This window comes from Phytohabitans houttuyneae (assembly GCF_011764425.1).
In the GTDB taxonomy this organism is placed as follows: Bacteria; Actinomycetota; Actinomycetes; order Mycobacteriales; family Micromonosporaceae; genus Phytohabitans; species Phytohabitans houttuyneae.
This window is the reverse complement of the sequence record NZ_BLPF01000001.1, coordinates 1,066,283-1,087,529: the sequence shown is the minus strand read 5'-3', so window position 1 is coordinate 1,087,529 and position 21,247 is coordinate 1,066,283. Positions and strand designations below refer to the sequence as shown.

Genomic DNA, 21,247 nt, shown 5'->3' with positions numbered 1-21,247 from the left:
CTTGACACTGATCGTGACCAATGTCAAGTTGAGTGCGCGATGGTCCGGGCTGCGCCAGACCATGGGCGCGATCATCGGCGCGGATCAAGGGCGTGGGGCCGACCTGACGGGGTGGGGATGTGTCAGGTGCACAGACGTCGCTGTACATCGAGGCTTTGGGAAAGGTGCAAGCACGGCGGGGGCCATCCGTCGTGGATGTCGGTCCGAGCAAGCAACGGGCCGTCCTGGCGTGCCTCGCCCTGCGGGCCGGCCAGGCGGTAACGGCGGAGGAGCTGCAGGAGGCGGTCTGGGGGCCACGGCCGCCGTTGAGCGGGCGGCACCTCGTGCACACGTACATCGCACGGCTGCGGCAGGCGTTCGAGCCGGCCGTGCCGCGGCGGCGCCGGCTGAACGTGATCGCGCCGGCGCCGTCGGGCTACCGGCTCGCGGTAGACAGTGGATATATCGACGTTTGCCGGTTTCAAGACCTCGTGGCGCAGGCCCGCTTACAGGCGGCCGCAGACCGGCACCGTCGCGCGTTCGACCTGCTCGGCGAGGCGATCCGGCTCTGGCGCGACCCGGCGCTCACCGACCTCGAAGGGCTGCTGCACAACTCCGAGGAGATCGAGGCGCTGCGCCACCGCTGGGCGCGGGCCGCGCTCGAGTACGTGACCGCCGGCCTGCGCACCGACGCGGCGTCCACCGTGCTGGGAACAGCCGAGCGGATGGCCGCCGCCGAGCCGCTGCACGAGGACATCCAGGCGCTGTACCTGTCGGTGCTGGAGCGCTCCGGCCAGCGGGCACTGGCGCTGGCGCGGTTCGCCGACATCCGGGCGCGCCTGCGCGAGCAGCTGGGCGTCTCGCCGGGGCCCTCGCTGGCCGCCGCGCACCGCCGGCTGCTCGACGGCGACCACACCGGCGACGACCTCGACGAGGCCGACCTGCCGGCGGTGGAGCGGGTGCCGCTCGACGTCGGCCCGGTGCGGCCGCCGTGGCGGGGGCGCGGGCCGATGAACGGCGCGCTCATCCACCGTGACGTCGACGTCGACGCGCTCGTCGAGATCCTCGCCGAGCACCGGCTGGTCACCGTCGCCGGGCCGCCGGGCTGTGGCAAGTCGGCGCTGGCGCTGCACACGGCGGCGCGCATCCGGGACGCCTTCACCGGCGGCGTCGTCGTGGCGGAGGTCTCCGACGTGACCGACGGTCCCCAGCTGGTCCGGCGCGTGCTCGACCTGCTGGACGCCGACCCGAGCAGCGGTGACGTCGCTGAGACGCTCGGCGAGCAGCAGCTGCTGCTGGTGCTCGACAACGCCGAGCACATCGTCGACGCGTGCGCGCTCGTCGTCGACCAGATCGTCCGGGCCTGCCCGCACGCCTGCGTGATCGTGACCTCGCGCGAGCGGCTCGGCCTGCCCACCGAGGCGGTGTGGCGGGTGCACCCGCTGGCCGTGCCCGCCGGCCTTGAGCTGCACGCCCTGGTCAACAACCCCGCGGCGGCCCTGTTCACCCAGCGCGCGATGCAGGTGCAGCCCGGCTTCCGGCTGCACCGCAACAACGCCGCCGCCGTGGCCACCATCTGCCGCCAGCTCGACGGGCTGCCGCTCGCCCTGGAGCTGGCGGCGGCCCACCTGGCGACCGACACGCTCGACGGCATCGTGCGCCGGCTCGAGGACCCGCTGCGCGGGATCCGGCCGGCCCGCCGCGGCCTCCCGTCGCACCACCGGTCGCTGCACGACGCCCTCAAGCGCAGCGTCGACGGGCTGAGCACCGACGAGCGCCGGTTCTTCGAGCGGCTGGCCGACGTGCCCTCCGAGTTCGATCTGGACGCGGTCCGCGGTGACCGCGACGCCGAGTCGCCCGAGGTCGACGAGCAGGGCATCATCGACAAGCTCGTGGACAAGTCGCTGCTGTCATTCATCAACCGGCCCAGCGGTCCGATCTACCGCATTCTCGGCGTGGTGCAGCACCTCGCGGCGGAGATCCGCGCCGCCAACGCCAGCCTCGGTCCCGCGCCCGGTAGGTAGTTCAGTATCGTGTAGCTCGCCCGTGACCGTGTGCCCGGAGGAGGTCAGCGCCGTCATGGACGATGCCGAGGTCGTGCCCATGTGGCCGGTCGGTGCCAGCGAGGAGTACATCGCGGCCCGCCTGGAGCTCGCGCGGGCCGAGCGGGTCCTGCGCGACCAGGTCGAGGCGGTGGCCGCCGCGCGCCGCGCGCTGCCGGAGGGCACCCTTGTGGAGGACTACGTGCTCGCCGAAGGGCCGGCGGATCCGGGCGTGGACGGTCCGGTCCGCTCGACCCGGCTGTCGGAGCTCTTCGGCGGGCACTCGACGCTCGTGGTGTACCACCTGATGTTCGCGCCCGAAGACAGCGAGGCGTGTCCGATGTGTTCGATGTGGGTCGACGGGTTCAACGGCGTCGCCGCGCACCTCACGCAGCACTTCGGCTTCGCCGTCGTCGCCAAGGCGCCGCTGCCCAAGCTGCGGGCGTGGGCCGCGCGGCGCGGGTGGGACCGGGTGCGGGTGCTGTCCAGCCACGGCACCACGTTCGGCACCGACCTGCGGGCCGAGCACGCCGACGGCGCGCAGCGGCCGATGGTCAGCGTCTTCGTCCGCGACGGCGGCGCGGTGCGCCACTTCTACACGCTGCCGGCCAACCTGATCGACAACACCGAGCGCGGCATCGACCTGCTCTCCCCGGTGTGGAACCTGCTCGACCTGCTGCCCGCCGGTCGCGGCTCGTGGTACGCCGGCAACGACTACGTGCGGGACGCGAGCGACTGAGTCCGGGCGGTGTCCGGCACCCGCACCGTGCGCAGGAAGACGGGCAGGACCCACGGGCGCCGCCCGCGCACGGAGATCTTGCCGCTGAGCGCGGCGCGCACCCGGCTGACCCGGCCGAAGAGCATCAGGTTGAGCACGGCCGGGTCGAAGGTGACCCGCGCGTCGACCGGCCCGCCCGGCTCCTGCGCCGTCACCAGTCCCCTGTGGAGGACCAGCGTGACCGGCACGGTGTACCGCGAGCGGAACTCGATGGCGATGCGGCGCTCGCGCGGCGGCCCGCCGCCGTCGAGGAGCCGGCCGTAGCCGTTGCGGGCCACGCCCACCAGCAGCAGGTCGAAGAAGAGCCCGGCGTCCCGGGACGGCACCTCCCACGGCAGGCCGACCGTGCGCGCGACGTCGAAGCCGTGGATGAGCAGCTCGTTGACGAGGTGGGCGAAGAGGCCGGCGAGGGGCACCTGCGCGCCACCGAGCCAGCTGAACGGCTCGCTCGGGTCGCGCTGCTCACTGACCCGCAGCAGGTAGTCGACGTCGGTACGCAGCCGCTCCGCGACGCGCCGGATGTCGCGCTCGGTGTAGTGAGCCAGTGTCATCTCGTTCAGCGCGTCCACCGTGTCCACAGTGGTCGAGCGGATCTGCCCGTCGAACCCGGGTATGGAGGCCGGCGGCGCGCCGGTGTCCAGCAGGGAGGTGTAGAGCCACGCGATGGAGCTGACGTGCGCGGCCGTCACGGCCACCGACCAGTCCGCCGTGGCCATCGCCCGGTCCGGGTACGGCGCGCGTGCCACCAGGTCGGCGAACCGGTCACCGGCCGCCTTCAGCGCGCCGCGGGCGGCCCACCACTGCTCGTCGCTGACGGTCATGGCCATGCGCCAAGCTAACACCGGACCATGCCGGTAAAGCGGCTCCGACGAGCGAAAAAGCAATGTCGAAGAACATGCCCCGGTGTGCCGATCCTAGGGTGAGACCGGGTCCGATCCCGGATATCCACATAGGACCTTTCAGAAGGAGGTCTCGTGACCGCCAACCCGCAGTCCGCCGGCCGCGTCGACAGTGGCTTCCTCACTCAGCTCAACACCAAATATCACCGTCCCGCCCTCATGGTCTTCCTCCTCATCGTCCTGGCGCACTGGGCGGAGCACGTGGTCCAAGCCGTGCAGATCTGGGGCCTGGGGTGGAAGCCGCCGGAGGCGCGTGGCGTCCTCGGCCTGTGGTTTCCCTGGCTCGTCCGCGAGGAGTGGCTGCACTACACGTACGCGCTGGTCATGCTGGCGGGCCTCATCGCGCTCCGACCGGGCTTCACCGGGTCGGCCCGTGCGTGGTGGAGCGCGTCGATGTGGATCCAGGTGTGGCACCACGGCGAGCACCTGCTGCTCCTGATCCAGGCGATGTCCGGCACGTACCTGGCCGGCCGGGCCGCGCCCACGAGCATCGTGCAGCTCGTCGCCCCCCGGGTCGAGCTGCACCTGTTCTACAACGCGATCGTGTTCCTGCCGATGGTCATAGCGATGTACCTGCACCTCCGGCCCAGTCCCGCTGATCGCGAGCAGATGCGGTGCAACTGCGCCGGTCCGCGGCTGGCGGTCGGCACGGCCTGATGAGCCCGGTAGCCCGCCGGGTCGTGGCCGTGGCCGTGGTGGTGACCGCCGTCGGCGTCGCGGTGATGTTGCGACCGTTGCCCGACGGCGCCACCGCCGGTGGCCACGCGCACGGCTCGGCCGGACCCGACCCGGTGACCGGGGTGGTGCTGCTCGCCAACGTGGTGACGCTCGTCGTCATCGCGTACCGGTCCCGCCGGCGCGGGGGTCGCGACGGCGCGCAACGGCGGGGGAGATCCTGGACATACCGTGGTTGAGCTCGCGCCGGGCCACACTTCCGCCGGCCGGCGGGAGCGGCGCCGCTCGGCCACGGCCGGCGAGATCAAGGAGGCCGCCCGCAGGCTGCTGCTCGCGGGCGGCCGGCCGGCGCTCTCCACCCGGGAGATCGCCCGGAAGGTGGGGCTCAGCGCGGCCGCCATCTACCGGTACTTTCCCAGCCACGACGCCCTCGTCGACGCGATCGCGGCCGACATCGCCGGCGAGCTGAGCGGCGAGATCGCCGCCGCCCGGGATGCCGCCCCGGTCGAGCCGGCCGCCCGCGTCCGGGCGGTGGCGCGCGCGTTCCGCGGCTGGGCCCGCCGCAACCCGCACGAGTTCGGGCTGGTCCTCGGCGACCCGCGCGGCGGCGCCGGTACCGTCCACATCGGAACCCTTTTCGGCGCCTCCGGCGACGCCGGCTGCCTCGGCGCGTGGGCGGCCGTATACGGTCTTGTCGCGGCCGAGGTCTTCGGCTACCTCGGCATGCCGGCCGGCGCCGCCGGCGTCCACTTCGAGGTCGAGCTCGCGAAGCTGCTGCCCGCGCTGGCCGGGGTGGAGGGGGCGCCGCCACCGGGGACGGCCGCCCAGGTGCGCTACCGCCTCGGCTGGGGTGTGTGGGACGTACGGTAGGCGCGCCGGCTCACCGCGACCACCACGTGATCAGCTAGTACTTATATAAGCAAGATCTGATAGTGTGTGTCCGTGCACGAGTTCGAGGTTCTGTCCGACCCGGTGCGTCGGCGGATTCTGGAGCTGCTCGCGGTGCGGGAGTCGTCCTCGGGCGAGGTGTGCGCGGTCATCCAGGCCGAGTTCGGGATCACGCAGTCGGCCGTCTCGCAGCACCTGCGGGTCCTGCGCGACGCCGGGTTCGCGAGCGTGCGGCGGGAAGGGACGCGGCGGCTCTACGCCGTGCGCGAGGGCCCACTCCGCGACGTCGACCTGTGGCTCGACCGCTTCCGGTGGCTGTGGTCGCAGTCCATGGAAGCCCTCGCGGTCGAGCTGGACCGGGGGCGCTCCCAGCGGCGGCGCGCCCAGCCCGAGCCCGGTGACGAGGGCTGACCGGTGTCACGCGGCCAGCTGCTTCTTGACCTCGGCCAGCGTCGGGTTTGTCAGCGTCGTCCCGTCCGCGAAGCGCACCGTGGGCGTGATCCGGTTGCCGCCGTTGACGCTGGTGACGAAGTCGGCCGCCGCGGCGTCCTGCTCGACGTCGACGTCCGTGTAGGGGATGCCGGCGCGGTCGAGGTTGGTCCGGAGGCGGCGGCAAAAGCGGCAGTGGCTGGTCGTGTAGATCGTCAGCACGTGTCACTCCTTTGTGGACCCGTTATCGGGCACCGATTGCGACAAACAGACTGACAGGGTATGCATACGTACCGATCGTTATCTACGGAAGGAGCCTCGTGGCTGATCACACAGCCCCGGCCGCGGCCGCGCGCCCGGGCAGTGTCACTACATCGAGTTACCTGCTCTACGTCTACGCGGCGCTCAGCGTGATCGGGGGGATCGCCAACCTCTCGATCATCGGCAAGATGACCGACGTGTACCGCGACGCGTACGAGGGCACGTCGGCCGAGGGGACCGAAGGGACGATCGCGGTCACCTCGGTCATCACGGGCGTCATCGGCCTGCTGCTCGCCGCCGCCTTCGTCGTGCTGGCGATCTTCAACAACCGCGGCAAGAACGCGTCCCGCATCGTCACCTGGGTCCTGGGTGGCATCTCGCTGTGCTGCGGGGGCTTCGGGGTGGTCGGCACCCTGTTCAGCGGCTCCATGAACTTCGGCAGCCAGGAGGGCGTCCCGGACGCGGCGGAGATCCAGCGGCGCCTGGAGGACGCGCTGCCCGGCTGGTACTTCCCGCTGTCGCTGGCCACCGCGCTCATCGGGCTCCTCGCCCTGGTGGTCGCGTTGATCCTGCTGGCGCTCCCGCCGTCCAACGAGTTCTTCCGCAAGCCCACGGCGGTCTGGGAGCCGCCGGTGCCGGAGTCGCCGCAGTCCGGCTCGTAGGTCCGGCGTGCGCCGGTGAGCAGTGAGGTCGCCAAACCGGGCCGGACCGGTCCGGTTTGGCCGGCCTCGACGGGATCTTACCGATCGGGGCTTATATAACCTGCGCGTATAGTGGTGGGGTGCACGCGTTCGACGTTCTCGGTGACCCGGTGCGCCGCCGCATCCTGGAGCTGCTCGCCTCGGGCGAGCAGAGCTCCGGCGCGGTCACCGAGGTGATCCAGGCCGAGTTCGGGATCTCGCAGCCCGCTGTCTCGCAGCACCTCCGCGTGTTGCGCGACAGCGGGTTCGCGTCCGTCCGGCCCGAGGGCACCCGCCGGCTCTACGCGGTCGACCCGGGCCCCCTGCGCGAGGTCGACGCCTGGCTCGACCAGTTCCGCGGCTTCTGGAGCCAGCGGCTGGACGCCCTCGCCACCGAGCTGGCCCGCGGCAAGCGGGAGCGCCGCCGCCGCGACTGACCCGGTCCACTGTGGATGAGGACGGGTTTCTCGCACATTGCTGACTTCCACCTGTGGTGCGCCGTATCGGGGTACGGCCCGGCACCATACGTGTGGAGGGAGGCACGAATGTCCAACGGTGTCGACATGACCGCCCTGCGGGGCTTCATCGGCCAGATCGAGCAGGAGCCCGCCACCGCGGCACGCGACGCGTCGGTCGTGGCCCACTGGCGCGGCGGGCTCTCGTCAGAGGTCACCTTCGCCTCGGGCGAGCGGCCGATCCTCTCGGCGGTGGACGGCAACGTCGGCGGGATGAAGATGCTGCTCGCCTCGCTCGCCGCCTGCGAGGTCGAGTTGATCGCGGTCCGGGCGGCGCTGCTCGGCGTGCGGATCGAGAGCCTCACCGTCGAGGCGACCGGCGACTTCGACATCCACCGGTACCTCGGGCTCGGCGGCGATCTCGGTGCCGGCTACGAGAAGATCACGTACACGGTGCGGCTCAAGACCGACGGCGCCACGGCCGAGCAGCTCGACTCGCTGCACCGCGCCTGCGAGGTCGACTCGCCGGTGGGGGAGAGCCTGCGCCGCGGCGTACCGCTCACGGTGCGGTTCGAAGCGAGCTGACGCTCGTGGGCGTTCTCGGTGTGGAGCGGCGTGGGCCCGTGGCGGTGCTGCGCCTGCACCGGCCCGACCGGCGCAACGCCCTCGACGCGGCCCTCGTCGAGGAGCTCGACGCCGCCCTCGCCGCGGCGGACGGCGACCCGGAGGTGCACGCGGCGGTCCTGACCGGCGCCCCGCCGGGCTTCTGCGCCGGCTCCGACCTGCGCGAGCTGGCCGGCCTGCCGCGGGCCGGCATTGTGCGGCACGAGGAGCGCACCGGGCTTGTCGCCCGCCGCCTCCAGTGGCTCTCGAAGCCGGTCGTCGCCGCCGTCGAGGGGTTCGCGATCGGCGGCGGCTTCTTCCTCGCCGCGAGCTGCGACCTCGTCGTCAGCGCCGGCGACGCCCGCTGGCACCTGCCCGAGGTACCCCTGGGCTGGGTGCCGCCGTGGGGGCTGCAGGCCCTCGTCGCGCGGGTCGGACCGGTCGCCGCCCGGCGCCTCGTCTGGGGCGCCGACCCGCTGCCGGTGCGCGAGCTGCACCGGCTCGGCGCGGTGGACGAGCTGGCACCGCCCGGCACGGCCGAGGCGCACGCGCTCGACCTGGCGGCGCGGCTGTCCGCGCTCCCGCCGCACGCCGTGGCGGCGACGAAGCGGGCGCTGGCGGACGCCGCCGCCGGTCCCGCCGAGGCGCTGGACGCGCGGGCCGCCCGGCAGTTCGGCGACGACATCGGTACGCCCGCCGCGCGGGCCACGTTCGAGCGGTACCGCGCATGAAGCTCTGCACCCCGGCGCAGGCCGCCTCGCTGGTGCGCGACGGGCAGTCCGTCGCGGTCAGCGGCGTCATCGGCTGGGTCACGCCGGACGTGGTGCTGCGCGCGATCGGCGAGCGGTTCGACGCCACCGGTGCGCCGCGCGGGCTGACCGGCTACTTCCCGGTCGCCACCGGCGACGCGATGGGGATACCGGGCATGGACCACCTGGCGCGCGAAGGGCTCCTGCGGCGGGTCGTGGCCGGCTCCTACATCAACCCCCGGCACCCGGAGACCGGCCAGCGGCCGGCGCTGATGCGGCTGATCCAGGGCGACCGCGTCGAGGCGTACAACTGGCCGATCGGCGCGACGATGCACTGGCTGCGCGAGGTGGCCCGCCGCGGCCCCGGCTACCTGACCCGCGTGGGGCTCGGCACGTTCACCGACCCGCGGTACGGCGGCGGCCGGCTCAGCCCGCGGACCACCGAGGATCTTGTCGAGGTCGTCGAGTTCCGGGGCGAGGAGTACCTGTTCTACCCGACCTGGCCGCTCGACGTCGGGATCATCCGGGCCAGCAGCGCCGACGAGCACGGCAACCTCTCGTTCGAGGACCTTCCGCTGACCACCAGCGCGCTGGCCGTCGCGCTCGCGGTCAAGGCGTGCGGCGGTACCGTGATCGCGCAGGTGGCCCGCATGGTGCCCCGCCGCTCGCGGCCGGCCCACGACGTGCGCGTGCCCGGCGTGCTCGTCGACCGCGTGGTGGTGGCGCCGGACGAGCCCGTCGGCAACGGCGTGCGCGCCGACCCGGGATACCTGCGGCCCCTGCCGGACCTGCGCGCCCGGCTGCCGCGGCTCGCCACCGGCCCTGAGAAGGTCGTCGCCCGGCGGGTCGCCCGCGAGGTACGGGCCGGCGACACCGCGATCTTCGGCTTCGGCGCCTCCGCCGACGTCGCCCTGGCGATGGCCGAGGACGGCGTGCTCGACGACGGCCACCTGTTCACGACCGAGCACGGCCCCTTCGGCGGCGTGGTGATGTCCGAGTGGCAGTTCTCGGCCAACTACGGTCCCGAGGCGCTGCTCGACGGGGTGTACCAGTTCGACTTCATCGACGGCGGCGGCTGCCCGTTCGCGGCGCTCTCCTTCGCGCAGTTCGACGCCGCCGGAAACGTCAACGTCAGCCGCTTCGCCTCGGCCAACCCCGGCGCCGGTGGCTTCGTGGACATCGCGCAGAACGCCCGCCGCCTGGTGTTCGCGGGCACGCTCACCACCGGCGGCCTGAAGGTGATCTGCGACCGGGGCGAGCTGCGGGTGCTCCAGGAGGGCACGATCGCCAAGTTCGTGCCCGAGGTCGACCACGTGACGTACCGGGTGGCCGACGGCGTGCGGCGCGGCCAGCGGGCCCAGGTGGTGACCGAGCGGGCCGTCTTCGAGGTGACCCCGTCCGGCCTCGTGCTCACGGAGGTGGCGCCCGGCGTCGACGTGCGGCGCGACGTGGTCGAGCGGATCGGCTTCCCGATCCGCACCGCACCGCAAGTGTCCATCATGGACCCGCTGCTGTTCCGGCCGTAGCGCCGCAATCTGGGAGATGCCGCACCGGTGCCCCGCCGTCAACGATGGAGTTTGGGCCAGGCACCCGCGCCGGCCTCGGCAGGCAGTACGGCGGGAGGGCTTATGCCAGGAGAGCGAGCGGCCGGCCAGACCACTGACCCGCCCGGGCCGGTCCCGGCCGGCGGCGTCCGGCTGGTGGCGGGCTACCTGCGGCGGCTGGGCGTCGACCATCCCGGCGAGCCGAGCCTCGCGGCGCTGCGGGCGTTGCACCGCGCGCACGTCGAGCGGGTGCCGTACGAGGTCCTCGACATCCAGCTCGACCGACCGACCACAGTGGATCCGCGGGACTGCGCGGGCCGGGTGCTGCGCCGCCGCGGCGGGTACTGCGTCCAGCTCAACGGCGCCTTCTCCACGCTGCTGGCGGGCCTCGGCTACGACGTGCGCTACCACCGCGCCGGCGTGCACGCCAACCCGGCCACGCCACCGGTCAGCCCGGCCGCGCCGGCGCCGCACCTGGCGCTGACGGTACTGCTGGAGGGGCAGGAGTGGTTCGTCGACGTGGGGCTGGGCGACGGCCTGCACGAGCCGCTGCCGCTGCGCGCCGGCACGTACCAGCAGGGGCCGTTCACCTTCACGCTCTCGCCCTCCACCGTCGAGCCGGGCGGGTGGCGGTTCGACCGGGCGACCCGCGGCTCCATCGCCGGCCTCGACATCTCGACGGCGACCGCGGGTACCGCCGACTTCGCCGAGTGGCACCCGTACCTCGCCACCTCCCCGGAGTCGCGGCTCGTGCGCGCCGTCGCGGTGATGCGGCGGGACGGCACCGGTGCCGACGGGCTGATGGGCTGCCTGCTGCGCCGGGTGGAGGCGGGCGGGCGCACCGAGCGGGAGCTGTCCACGATGTCCGACTGGTACGGCGCCCTCGTCGACATCTTCGGGCTGGACCTCGACGACGTGGAGCCCGCGCGGCGGGCCGCGCTGTGGCACCGGGTGCGCGTGGCACACGAGCGGTGGCTGGCCACGCGGGCCGCGCGATGAGCGCGCTCGTCAGCTCCTACGTCCGCTGGGAGCAGCGGCTTCCCTGGCTGCTCAGCGAGCTGCGGGTGCCGGCCGAGGGGATCGTGCAGGTCGGCGCGCACACCGGGCAGGAGGTGGCGGCGCTCACCCGGTGCGGGTTCCGGCGGATGGTGTTGATCGAGCCGAACCCGGAGCACATCGGCGCGCTCGACCGCGAGCTGTCCCGGCACCATGCCGCCGCGGGCCTGCCGCCGCCACCGGACGGGCGGCCACCGCGCGAGATCGTGCTGGCCGCCGCCGGGCGCGAGCACGGCCGCGCCACGCTCTACATCACCGAGTACGACCAGCAGGCGAGCCCGCTCCCGCCGCTGCCACCGATGGCCGTGGTGCGGCAGGAGACCATCGCCGTGGTTCCGGTGCGCGATGTCCAGCACGGCTGCAACGTGCTGGTCGTGGACGCCCAGGGCACCGAGCTCGACGTGCTGGCCGGTGCCGACCTGCGCCGCCTCCAACTCGCCGTGGTCGAGGGGAGCACGGGTGCCCGGTACAGCGGCGGCTCCACGCTGAAGAGCATCGCCGACTTCATGCGCGCCCGCGGCTGGCGGCCGGTGGCGCACTGGGCGCACGCCAACCCCGACGTGGTCGACGTGGCGTGGCTGGCGCCGACCCGCCCCGGGGCCGGCGGGATCCGGTCCGAGGAGCGCAGCGACGAGGCCGGATGGCGCAGGCTTCCCGGGGCACCCAGCGAGCGAAGCGAGCGCGAGAGGCACGGCCCCGGGGCCGGCGGGATCCGGTCCGAGGAGCGCAGCGACGAGGCCGGATGGCGCAGGCTTCCCGGGGCACCCAGCGAGCGAAGCGAGCGCGAGAGGCACGGCCCCGGGCTGCCCCAGGAACGTAGCGCCCGCGTACTCAGGGATCGACAGGGAGGTGGGTTTCAATGACGCGACCCTCGGTGTCCGCGCACGTCGACACGTTCTGCCGGGACCGGCTGCCGGATGCCGCGCTGTGGCCCGAGCTCCCGTCCGACCTGGCCTATCCCGAGCGGCTCAACTGCGCGCGGTCGCTGCTGGACGACACCGTGGCCGCGTTCGGCCCGGACCGGGTGTGCCTGCGCACCCCCACCGAGACCTGGACCTACGGCGACCTGCTCCGCCGGGCCAACCAGGTGGCGCGGGTGCTCGTCGAGGACTTCGACCTGGTACCCGGCAACCGCGTGCTGCTGCGCGGCCCCAACACGCCGTGGCTGGTGGCCGCGTGGTTCGGCGTGCTGAAGGCGGGCTGCGTCGCGGTCACCACGATGCCGCTGCTGCGCGACCGCGAGCTGACCATGCTGGCCGGCCTGACCCAGCCGTCGCTCGCCCTCTGCGACCACCGGTTCATGGACGACCTGCTCGCCTGCGACGCGCCCGGGATGCGCGTGCTCGGGTACGGCGCCTCCACGGGCGACGACCTGCTCGCGCGCTGCGCCGACCGCGACGGCGACTTCACGGCGGTGGACACCGCGGCCGACGACGTGGCACTGCTGGCGCCCACCTCGGGCACCACCGGGCGCCCGAAGATCACGATGCATTTCCACCGTGATGTGCTCGCCAACGCCGACACCTTCTCCCGCCACGTGCTGCAACCGGAGCCGGACGACGTGTTCACCGGTACGCCGCCGCTGGGCTTCACGTTCGGGCTCGGCGGCCTTGTCGTCTTTCCCATGCGGGTCGGCGCGTCGACGCTGCTGCTGGAGAAGGCCACCCCGCCCGAGCTGGCCGACGCCGCAGCCGCGCACGGTGCCACGGTGCTGTTCACCGCGCCTGCGGCGTACCGGGCGATGCTCGCCGCGGGCAAGGCGCCGGCCCTGTCCCGGCTGCGCAAGTGCGTGTCCGCCGGCGAGCATCTGCCCAAGTCGGTGTGGGACGAGGTGTACCGCCAGACCGGGATCCGGGTGATCGACGGCATCGGCTCGACGGAGATGCTGCACATCTTCATCGCCTCGTCCGGCGACGACATCCGGCCCGGCGCCACCGGCCGCGCCGTGCCCGGCTACCGCGCGAAGATCGTCGACGCCGCCGGCGCGCCCGTGCCGGACGGCGTTGCCGGCCTGCTGGCCGTGCAGGGGCCGACCGGCTGCCGCTACCTGGACGACCAGCGGCAGCACGAGTACGTGCGGGACGGCTGGAACCTCACCGGCGACGTGTTCGTGCGCGACGCCGACGGGTACTACTGGTTCCAGGCCCGCGCGGACGACATCATCGTCGCGTCCGGATACAAGATCGCGGGCCCGGAGGTGGAGGCGGTGCTGCTGGAGCACGCCGGTGTCCGGGAAGCGGCGGTGGTCGGCGTCCCGCACGCCGAGCGCGGCACCGTGGTCAAGGCGTTCGTCGTCCCGGCCGACCCCGCGGCCGCTGGCGAGGAGCTGGCCGGCGAGCTGCGCGCACTCGTACGGGCCTCGATCGCGCCGTACAAGTGCCCGCGGGAGATCGAGTTCGTCGCCGCGCTGCCCAGGACCACCACCGGAAAGGTGCAAAGGGCTGTGCTGCGTGACAGTGCGGCATACGCGATGGTCCGCTAGACCGGCCGGGTACACGCCGTGAACCGGCAGGATCTACTATGCGTGATTGAAGTTGGCGAGGCGTTTCACGCGGGATCGGCGGCTCTTCACTTTCACCTGATAGAGAAGCTTAGGCGCTGCTTATATAAGGCCGGCAGTCTGGTACGGTGACCCTGTGCGAGTACGGTGCACTGGTCACCGAGGCCGGGCGGCGCCGGACCCGCGGGGTGTTGTCCACTGCAGACATATCTGCCAGGAAAGGATTCGGGAGTCATGACCGACACCGCAAGTTGGCTGAAGACCATTCACCGTGAGGTGGAAGCCGAGGACACCGACGCGGGTCGCTCCCGCACGGTCGTGCTGCGCCGGTCCTTCGCCGCGCCCATTGAGGACGTCTGGGATGCGCTGACGAACCCGACCCGGCTCAAGCGGTGGTTCTACCCGATCACCGGGGACCTTCGCGTCGGCGGCAAGTACCAGCTCGAGGGCAACGCGGGCGGCGAGATCCGCGAGTGCGACCAGCCCAACTCGCTCGTGCTGACCTGGGAGTACGACGGCGGCGGCTCGTCCGACCTGGAGGTCCGCCTCTCGCCCGACGGCGACGGCGCCACCGTGGTCGACCTCCGGCACACCGCCGTGCTGCCCTTCGACGACGAGACCTGGGCCGCCGGCCTGGGCCAGTTCGCGCCCGGCTGGGACCACGGCTTCAGCCGCCTGGACGCGTACCTGCACGGTGAGCTGGCCGAGGACGACTCGCCCAACGACCTGTCGCCCGAGGCCCAGCAGCTCTGGGAGCTCGCCGGCAAGGAGTGGACCGAGGTCGCCAACGCCTGGCGCAACCGCTGAGCCGACCACGTCGCGCGACCGGCTCGCCCGCCCCCGGACGGGGGACGGGCGAGCCGGTTTCGTGTGCGCCGCGTCCCGCTCTGTGGGCCGCCGAGACCCGGCCACGCTACGAATTGATCTAGCGTGTGCCGGCCATCGCCCGGAAACGCCCGGCCCGCGACAGGCGCGGACCGGGCACGTGAGAAGGCGCGGCGGGCCGGAAGCCGCCGGATGGGGCCGTCAGCCGCAGCCCGTCACCTGGCTGCACTGGTCCGGGGTGTTGCCGGTGACCGTGCCGCCGCTGACGATGACCAGGCCGCCGCCGGTGTTGGCGAGGCCGCCGCCGGGTTCGCCGGCGGTGTTGCCGGTGACCTCGGTGTTGATGAGCTCGACCGCGCCGCCGTCCACGTTGGCGATGCCGCCGCCCGCGCCGCCGGCCTTGTTGCCGGTGATCTCGCTGTCGGCGACCGTCGCGGTGCCACCGCCGCCGTTGTTGATCGCGCCGCCGGCGCCCCGCCGGTGTTGCCGGAGATCCGGCTGCCGCTCACGAGCAGGATGCCGCCGTTGAAGAAGGCGGTGCCGCGGTTGTCGGTCACGGTGCTGTTGATGATGTTGAGCGTGCCGGCGTTGGAGAACCCGCCCGCGTTGTCGATCGCCATGATGTTGCGGCTGATGTCGCTGCTGATGACGGTGGCGGTACCGGAGCTGTTGACGAAGCCGGCCGCCGCACCCTGTGCGGAGTTCTCGTTGATCTCGGTGTTGATCAGCGTGATCGTGCCGGCCGCGTTGTAGAGGCCGGCGCCGTACAGCCCGTTGTTGGCGTTGATCTTGCTGTCCACGACCTTCAGCGTGCTCGTGGCGCCGCTGTTGGCGATGCCGCCGCCCGCGCCCTGCGACGTGTTGCCGGTGATCAGGCAGTTGTTGATCGTGATGGCGCCGCCGCTGTTCGCGATCCCGCCGCCGAAGAACGCGCTGTTGCCACTGATCGTGCAGTCGGAAAGCGTCGTGCGGGTGCTGTACGTGGTGCTGACCGCCGAGTTGGTGGCGCCGCTGAGCGTGAAGCCGGTGACCGACAGCACCGCGCGCGCCTGCACGTCGAAGATCGAGTCACCGCCGTGCAGGATCACCCGCCCGCCCGTCGTCGACAGCGTCAGCCGCCCGAACAGCTGGTCCAGGCCCTGCGCCCCGATCGTCACCTGGCAGCCGGCGGGCCGGGCGGTCACGACCTGGCGCACGTCGGCGCCGGCGTTCGCGTTGCGTATCCATTGGTTCAGCGTCGCCTCGGTGACGCCCTTGCACGCCGGCGCCGCCTGGCTCGCGCCGCCTGCCCTCTCTGGCACCCGCGCCGAGGCTGACGCGGGCGCGACCGTGACGACGGCCAACACGGCCACCATCCCGGTCGCCATGCGCCTTCGTGGTGCCGACCAGATTCCCATGTGGACCCTCCAACCCGTGCACCTGGCACCCAGAAGCTGCGAAAAAGAGTAGCAATACATGTTGGCGCCACACCATGGTCGAGACCATCAAGTTGACCATTGCCCTGGTATATCAGGCAGCCTCGAAGAAGACCGTCGACCTAGGGCGGGAGGATGATCTACCGAGACTATCTGTTAGCGAACAAATATTCCAGGATGGGAGCACGACGATGGCCGGTGTCAAGCGCCGCAGTGTCCTTGCCGGAGCCGCTCTGTCCGGTGCCGTGGTCGGGGCGGGCGCCGCCGCCCCACCGGCGCTCGCCGTTCCCGACTGGCATCCCGAGGCGCTGCCGGCGCCGATCACCCCCCGCGACCCGCGGTACGCCAGCCTGCTGCGCGGCGACAACCACCGCTTCGTGGGCAGCCCCGACAAGGTGTGGCTGCCGGAGTCGACGGCCCAGGTCGTCGCCGCGGTCAACCAGGCTCTCGCCACCGGCCGGCGGCCGGTCGTACGCAGCGGCGGGCACTGCTGGGAGGACTTCACCACCGCGCCCGACGCGCGCGTCCTCATCGATCTGTCGCAGTTGGACTCGGTCGGCTTCGACCGCCACCGCCGCGCGTTCGCCATCGAGCCCGGCGCGACGCTCGGGCAGGCGTACGACGTGCTGTTCAAGCGCTGGGGCGTGGCCTTCCCCGGCGGCGACTGCCCCGACGTCGGGGTCGGCGGCCACATCCCGGGCGGTGGCTACGGCCCGCTGTCCCGGCGGTACGGCACCGTCTCCGACCACCTCCTCGGCCTCGAGGTGGTCGTCGTGGACCGCAGCGGCCGGGCGCGCGCCGTGGTGGCCACAAGGGACAGTCGGGACCCCAACCGCGACCTGTGGTGGGCGTACACGGGCGCGGGCGGCGGCAACATCGGCATCGCGACCCGCTACTGGCTGCGCAGCCCCGGGGCGCAGGGCTGGGACCCGGCCGGGCTGCTGCCGAAGGCGCCCTCGTCATTCCGGGTGGGCACGCTCATCTGGGCCTGGGACATGCTGAACGAGGAGTCCTTCACCCGCATCATCCGCAACCACGGCCGCTGGTACGAGCAGAACAGCTCGCCCGACTCGCCGTACGCCAACCTGGCCAGCTGGTTCGTCGTGCCGCACAAGTCGCGCGGCGCCCTCGTGCTCGCGGCCATGATGGACGAGTCGACGCCGGGCGCGGAGCGGCTGATGACCGCGCACCTGCGGGAGCTCAACGCCGGTACCGGTGTGGAGCCGGTCGTCCAGCGGCAGGACATCCAGCCGTGGCTGTACTGGATGACGTACCCCGGTGGCGGCAAGTGGGGTGACCGGGAGACGCGGCGGTACAAGGCGAAGTCCGCCTACCTGCGCAAGCGGTACAGCGATCGGCAGGTCTCCACCATGTACCGCTACCTGACCAGCCCCACGTACGCCAACCCGAACGCGCTCGTGCTCCTGCTCTCGTACGGCGGGCAGGTGAGCGCCGTGGCCCCCGACGCGACGGCGACCGCCCAGCGCGACTCGGTGGTCAAGATGATCTGCGGGGCGGCCTGGCGGGAGCCGGTCGAGGACGAGACGCACCTGAAGTGGGTCCGCGAGCTGTACCGCGACATCTACGCCGACACGGGCGGCGTACCGGTGCCGAACGACGTCAACGACGGCGCCTACATCAACTACGCCGACGTCGACCTGGCCGACCCGGCGTGGAACACGTCCGGCGTGCCCTGGCACCAGCTCTACTACAAGGGCAACTACGCCCGGCTGCAGCAGGTCAAGAAGCGCTGGGACCCGCTGAACGTCTTCCGCCACGGCCTGTCCATCCAGCTGCCCTAGCCGATCTGTCCAAGCGATTTGGGCTACCGCGACGTCCGCCGTGGTCCAGACCGTTGCTCCCGCGGCCTTACCCTCCGCGGTGGGCAAGCTCACCCCGGGGTCCCGTTGAGATCGTGGTCGTCTACTGCCCCTATAGCGGCAGTAAACGACCACGATCTGCTCTGTGGGGGCCTTTGTTGACACCGATCAAGGAACCAGGCGGGAGTGCGCGAGTCCGCCCTCGTCGCGGTCTGTGACTGCCGATCGGGTGCGCACGCCCGGTATGCGACCTCCCGCCCGGCGACCTGGCGATCTTGCCACGGAGACTTTCAAGCTGGGCGCACCGGTGCGCCCAGCTTGAGCACGCGGGCCGCGACCCTGCTCTCCGTGGCTCACTGTCCGCGTTGCCGTAGCCGTGCGGGCCGCGATGTTGTTCGCGTGGGTCACCGCCGAGCGCGTTGCCGTTACCCGAGCCCCGCGCGGGCGTGGGTGTCGGGCTTGAGGCGCGGACCCGGCAGCGGAGGTCGGGGCACTCGGCGAGCCCTGGCGAGCCGCCGACCTCCGCGGTGCCCGCGGGAGCAAACGGCCCACAGCTGAGGCGGACCGGGGCATCGAAATCGCAGTGGTCAGTCCAGCCAGACCACGCAGAGGTCGTCCTCGAAGCCGAGCGCGGGCAGCGGGATCGCGTCGCGCACCCGCGAGCCGCGCGGCGACGGCACGGCCGGGGTCTGGAAGAGCAGCGGCACCACGGGCAGGTCGGCCAGCGCGCGGCGCTCGACCTCCTGCCACAGCGGCGTCGCGCGGCGCGGGTCGATGCTGCCCAGCGCCCGTTCGATGAGCCGGTCGACCTCGGGCTCGACGTACCCGCCGGGTTGCCGCTCTGGAAGAGGGCCTGCGGGAACACGCGGGCGTTGCCGTGCAGCCAGCCCGGCGACCAGGACAGCGTGGCCAGGTCCCACGCGCCGGCCGGGTCCGCGAGGCGGGCGCGGTGCCGCGCCGGCGAGAGGGCCTCGAGCCGCACCGCCACGCCGACCCGGGACAGGTCGGTCGCGAGGGTACGCGCCACCGCGGTGGCCTCCGGCGTGTCGAGGTGCATCGCGGTGAGCGCCAGGCCGCCCGCGTGCCCCGCCTCGGCGAGCAGCGCGCGGGCCCGGTCGGGCGAGTGCGCGGGGTGGAGGTCGGCGCCGAGGTGGCCCTCGTTGTCCGGCGGGACCGCGGCGCCGGCGACCCGGATGACCGTGCCGGTGCGCAGTCCGGCGACAGCCTCCGCGACGGCGGCCTTGTCGACCGCGCACGCGAGGGCCTCCCGCACGCGGCGGTCGCGGAGCGGGCCGTCCCCGCGGAGATTGAAAATCATATAAGGATCGAGCCGCCAGCCGAGCGGTGCGAGCGGGGTGGCCGGCACGCCGGTGTACGGCTCCGCCACCCGCGTGCCCCACGTCAGGTCAGCATCGCCGGAGCGCACCAGGCCGGCCAGCCGCACCGGGTCGGACGCGGCGCCGAGGCCGACCTCGACGCGGTCCAGGTGCTGCCGGCGCACGGGGTCGGTCTCCTGGCTCCACGCCGGGTTCGGCTCCAGCACCAGCTGGCGGCCCGGCACGTAGGAGGCCACCCGGTACGGGCCGTTGGCGCGCAGGTGCTGGCGCAGCTCGGGGCTGTCCGGCAGGTACGCGTCGTACTCTGCGGGCGCCGGCGCCACGGCCGGCAGCGCGAGCATGCTGATGAAGTCGAGCGTCGGCCGGACCAGCTCGAACACGAGTGACTCGTCGTCGAGCGCGAAGACGCCGGCGATCTCGTGGCTGTCCTGGAACGCGGCCAGCTCCGCGGCGGTCGGGTCGGCGCCGGCCGCGGCCACGAACTCGGCGTGGAACTCGGCCATTCCGCGGATCGTGCTCGTGAAGTACGGCAGGACGGCGGGCGGGCGGACCGGGTTGGCCAGCCGCTTGATGCCGCGCACCACGTCGTGCGCGGTGACCGGGCGCAGGTCCGGCGTGTCCCAGCGCGCGCCGGGCCGCAGGTGCACCACGTACGTGGTGCCGCTGGCGCCCAGGCCGGCGTTGTAGATGGAGGGGATGCGCGCGGCCAGGTCGGGTACCGGCGCGATCGCCTGCCAGCTGCGCGCGTCCGGCTCGGCGCGGTAGGTGAACAGCTGGCGCGCGTACAGCCGGGTCAGCCGCGCGGACGCCACGTCGTCGACGCACGAGGGGTCGAGGGCGGCCGGGTCGCCGGGGCCGCGCAGCCGCAGGGTGCCGCCGGTGCGGACGCCGGTGAGGTCGACCCGGACCGGCTCGGTCTCGGTGAACATCAGGACATCTCCTCCGCGAGGCGGACCATCGTGGCGACGGCGCGCTCGACCTCCTCGTGGTTGTTGAACAGGTGCGCGGTGAAGCGGGCGGCGTAGTGCTGGTGCGGCGAGCCGGGCACGTCGAACTCGGTCCACCGGATCCAGATCCGGTGCTCCTGCTCCATCCGCATCACGAACTCGTGGACCTTCTTGACGTTCCACGCGTCGCGCTTGTCGCGGAAGGGGTGGAACGCGACCAGCGGCGACCGCAGCCGGGTGTCCGCGCCGGGGAGTACATGGCCTGCTCGCCGAAGTGCTCCGCGATGAGCCTGCGGCCGTGGTCGGCCAGCTCGATGGCCCTCCGCTCGATCCGCTTGCGGCCGATCCGGTCGAAGATCTCGCAGGCCTTGGCGAGTCCGGCGCCGCGGGCGATGCTGGCGCTGCCCGCGCTCTGCAGGTAGTCGCCGATGTTGTCGCTCTCGATCGCGGTGTGGCTGCGCGGGGGAGGGCTGCCCTGCATCGGGTACCAGGTGGAGATGATCGGCCACAGGGTCGGCAGCGGCAGCGGGTTGTACTCCGGCACCACCTTGTTGCGCACGTACAGCAGGCCGGTGCCGAGCGGTCCACATTGGAACTTCGAGCCGGAGCAGGAGATGAAGTCGGCGCCGAGCGCGCGCATGTCGCAGTCGAGCATGCCGGGCAGCAGCGCGCCGTCGATGACCGTGATGAGGCCGTGCCGCTGCGCCAGCTCGCAGAGCGCCCGGATCGGCATCATCGTGCCGGTGAAGAGCGTGACCCCGGCGAACGCCAGCACCTTGGTGCGCGGGCCGATCGCCTGCTCGAACAGCTCGACGATCTCCTCGGCCCGCACGTCGTACCCGGACGGCAGCGTGATCGTCTTGACCGTGATGCCGTGGCGGTTGCGGACGAGGTTGAAGTTGGACAGCACCGAGTAGCACTCGTGCGTGGTGGTGACGACCTCGTCGCCCTCGTGGAGGTCGAGGCCGTTGATGATGCGGGCCACGCCCTCGGTCGCGTTGTGGGTGATGACGATCTCGTCCTGGTCGACGCCGTACGACCGCGCGATGTTGGCCCGGTGCTCGGTGTACATGCCCGGCGGGTATACGTCCATCAGCCCGCCGGTCCACGCCCGGGTCACCTGGTCCATTGTGTCCAGTACCTCGTAGGGCATGGCGCCGATCGTGCCGGTGTTCAGGTGGATCGAGTTCGGCGTCAGCATGAACAGCTCGCGGATCTGATCCCACGACGCGTCGCGCAAGTCCGGTGCGGCGGAGTCGGCGAGGGTCTCGGGGATCGCGGTCTGGGTCACGGTGCCTCCCGTACCGAGTAGCGACTTCCCGGCGAGATTACCATATAATATTCAAGTGTTGCCCTGGCTCGATG

General features: G+C 72.5%; 20 protein-coding genes and 1 pseudogene. 16 read left to right on the top strand and 5 right to left on the bottom strand.

Features of this window, described 5'->3' with window-relative positions; genetic code table 11:
* Positions 1–191 precede the first annotated feature (191 nt).
* Complete coding sequence (locus Phou_RS05075) at positions 192–2,003, top strand: AfsR/SARP family transcriptional regulator (protein WP_173053980.1); 1,812 nt, start codon at positions 192–194, stop codon at positions 2,001–2,003.
* Between the two features lie 55 nt (positions 2,004–2,058).
* The gene (locus Phou_RS05070; protein ID WP_218578754.1) at positions 2,059–2,760 is read left to right on the top strand and encodes a DUF899 family protein; all 702 of its coding nucleotides are present in this window, start codon (positions 2,059–2,061) and stop codon (positions 2,758–2,760) included.
* Here Phou_RS05070 and Phou_RS05065 read toward each other — a convergent pair.
* Complete coding sequence (locus Phou_RS05065; RefSeq protein ID WP_218578753.1) at positions 2,736–3,626, bottom strand: hypothetical protein; 891 nt, start codon at positions 3,624–3,626, stop codon at positions 2,736–2,738. The genes Phou_RS05070 and Phou_RS05065 overlap by 25 nt on opposite strands.
* Before the next feature lie 147 nt (positions 3,627–3,773).
* Between Phou_RS05065 and Phou_RS05060 the strand changes: the two genes are divergently transcribed.
* From Phou_RS05060 to Phou_RS05045, 4 genes are all read left to right on the top strand, one after another.
* Entirely contained in the window at positions 3,774–4,355 is a 582-nt protein-coding gene (locus tag Phou_RS05060) for a hypothetical protein (protein ID WP_173053978.1), read from the top strand.
* The gene (locus Phou_RS05055; RefSeq protein WP_173053976.1) at positions 4,355–4,612 is read left to right on the top strand and encodes a hypothetical protein; all 258 of its coding nucleotides are present in this window, start codon (positions 4,355–4,357) and stop codon (positions 4,610–4,612) included. The genes Phou_RS05060 and Phou_RS05055 overlap by 1 nt, the downstream gene beginning before the upstream one ends.
* On the top strand, positions 4,605–5,243 hold the full coding sequence (locus Phou_RS05050) for a TetR/AcrR family transcriptional regulator (protein WP_173053974.1): 639 nt from the start codon (positions 4,605–4,607) through the stop codon (positions 5,241–5,243). The genes Phou_RS05055 and Phou_RS05050 overlap by 8 nt, the downstream gene beginning before the upstream one ends.
* 72 nt (positions 5,244–5,315) lie before the next feature.
* Complete coding sequence (locus tag Phou_RS05045) at positions 5,316–5,672, top strand: ArsR/SmtB family transcription factor (RefSeq protein ID WP_173053972.1); 357 nt, start codon at positions 5,316–5,318, stop codon at positions 5,670–5,672.
* Between the two features lie 6 nt (positions 5,673–5,678).
* Here Phou_RS05045 and Phou_RS05040 read toward each other — a convergent pair whose 3' ends face one another.
* Positions 5,679–5,912, bottom strand: coding sequence for a mycoredoxin (locus Phou_RS05040; protein ID WP_173053970.1), 234 nt, complete (start codon positions 5,910–5,912; stop codon positions 5,679–5,681).
* Positions 5,913–6,010: 98 nt separating this feature from the next.
* Here Phou_RS05040 and Phou_RS05035 point away from each other — a divergent pair, with 98 nt between their 5' ends.
* The 9 genes from Phou_RS05035 (at position 6,011) to Phou_RS04995 (ending at position 14,345) form a co-directional block, all read left to right on the top strand.
* Positions 6,011–6,613, top strand: coding sequence for a hypothetical protein (locus Phou_RS05035; RefSeq protein WP_173053968.1), 603 nt, complete (start codon positions 6,011–6,013; stop codon positions 6,611–6,613).
* Between the two features lie 119 nt (positions 6,614–6,732).
* Positions 6,733–7,068, top strand: a complete 336-nt coding sequence (locus Phou_RS05030; protein WP_173053966.1) for an ArsR/SmtB family transcription factor — start codon at positions 6,733–6,735, stop codon at positions 7,066–7,068.
* Between the two features lie 108 nt (positions 7,069–7,176).
* Positions 7,177–7,671 carry an OsmC family protein gene (locus Phou_RS05025; RefSeq protein ID WP_173053964.1) on the top strand — a complete coding sequence of 165 codons (495 nt, stop codon included), beginning with the start codon at positions 7,177–7,179 and terminating at the stop codon, positions 7,669–7,671.
* A 5-nt stretch (positions 7,672–7,676) separates the two neighbouring features.
* The gene (locus tag Phou_RS05020; protein WP_173053962.1) at positions 7,677–8,420 is read left to right on the top strand and encodes an enoyl-CoA hydratase/isomerase family protein; all 744 of its coding nucleotides are present in this window, start codon (positions 7,677–7,679) and stop codon (positions 8,418–8,420) included.
* The gene (locus Phou_RS05015) at positions 8,417–9,964 is read left to right on the top strand and encodes a CoA-transferase (RefSeq protein WP_173053960.1); all 1,548 of its coding nucleotides are present in this window, start codon (positions 8,417–8,419) and stop codon (positions 9,962–9,964) included. The genes Phou_RS05020 and Phou_RS05015 overlap by 4 nt, the downstream gene beginning before the upstream one ends.
* 102 nt (positions 9,965–10,066) lie before the next feature.
* Positions 10,067–10,981, top strand: coding sequence for an arylamine N-acetyltransferase family protein (locus tag Phou_RS05010; protein WP_173053958.1), 915 nt, complete (start codon positions 10,067–10,069; stop codon positions 10,979–10,981).
* Positions 10,978–11,901, top strand: a complete 924-nt coding sequence (locus Phou_RS05005) for an FkbM family methyltransferase (RefSeq protein ID WP_173053956.1) — start codon at positions 10,978–10,980, stop codon at positions 11,899–11,901. Before Phou_RS05010 ends, Phou_RS05005 begins: the two co-directional genes overlap by 4 nt.
* Entirely contained in the window at positions 11,898–13,520 is a 1,623-nt protein-coding gene (locus tag Phou_RS05000; protein ID WP_173053954.1) for an AMP-binding protein, read from the top strand. Before Phou_RS05005 ends, Phou_RS05000 begins: the two co-directional genes overlap by 4 nt.
* Before the next feature lie 252 nt (positions 13,521–13,772).
* The gene (locus tag Phou_RS04995; RefSeq protein ID WP_173053952.1) at positions 13,773–14,345 is read left to right on the top strand and encodes an SRPBCC family protein; all 573 of its coding nucleotides are present in this window, start codon (positions 13,773–13,775) and stop codon (positions 14,343–14,345) included.
* 233 nt (positions 14,346–14,578) lie between these two features.
* Here the strand turns inward: Phou_RS04995 and Phou_RS04990 are convergent, their stop codons facing one another.
* Positions 14,579–15,664 carry a right-handed parallel beta-helix repeat-containing protein gene (locus Phou_RS04990; protein WP_173053950.1) on the bottom strand — a complete coding sequence of 362 codons (1,086 nt, stop codon included), beginning with the start codon at positions 15,662–15,664 and terminating at the stop codon, positions 14,579–14,581.
* A gap of 305 nt (positions 15,665–15,969) precedes the next feature.
* Here Phou_RS04990 and Phou_RS04985 point away from each other — a divergent pair, with 305 nt between their 5' ends.
* Positions 15,970–17,580, top strand: a complete 1,611-nt coding sequence (locus Phou_RS04985; RefSeq protein WP_173053948.1) for an FAD-binding oxidoreductase — start codon at positions 15,970–15,972, stop codon at positions 17,578–17,580.
* A gap of 130 nt (positions 17,581–17,710) precedes the next feature.
* Here the strand turns inward: Phou_RS04985 and Phou_RS04980 are convergent, their stop codons facing one another.
* Positions 17,711–19,864 carry an ABC transporter substrate-binding protein gene (locus Phou_RS04980; protein ID WP_173053946.1) on the bottom strand — a complete coding sequence of 718 codons (2,154 nt, stop codon included), beginning with the start codon at positions 19,862–19,864 and terminating at the stop codon, positions 17,711–17,713.
* Positions 19,864–21,173: pseudogene (locus tag Phou_RS04975) on the bottom strand (aminotransferase class V-fold PLP-dependent enzyme). The gene Phou_RS04980 and the pseudogene Phou_RS04975 overlap by 1 nt, the downstream one beginning before the upstream one ends.
* Positions 21,174–21,247 lie beyond the last annotated feature (74 nt).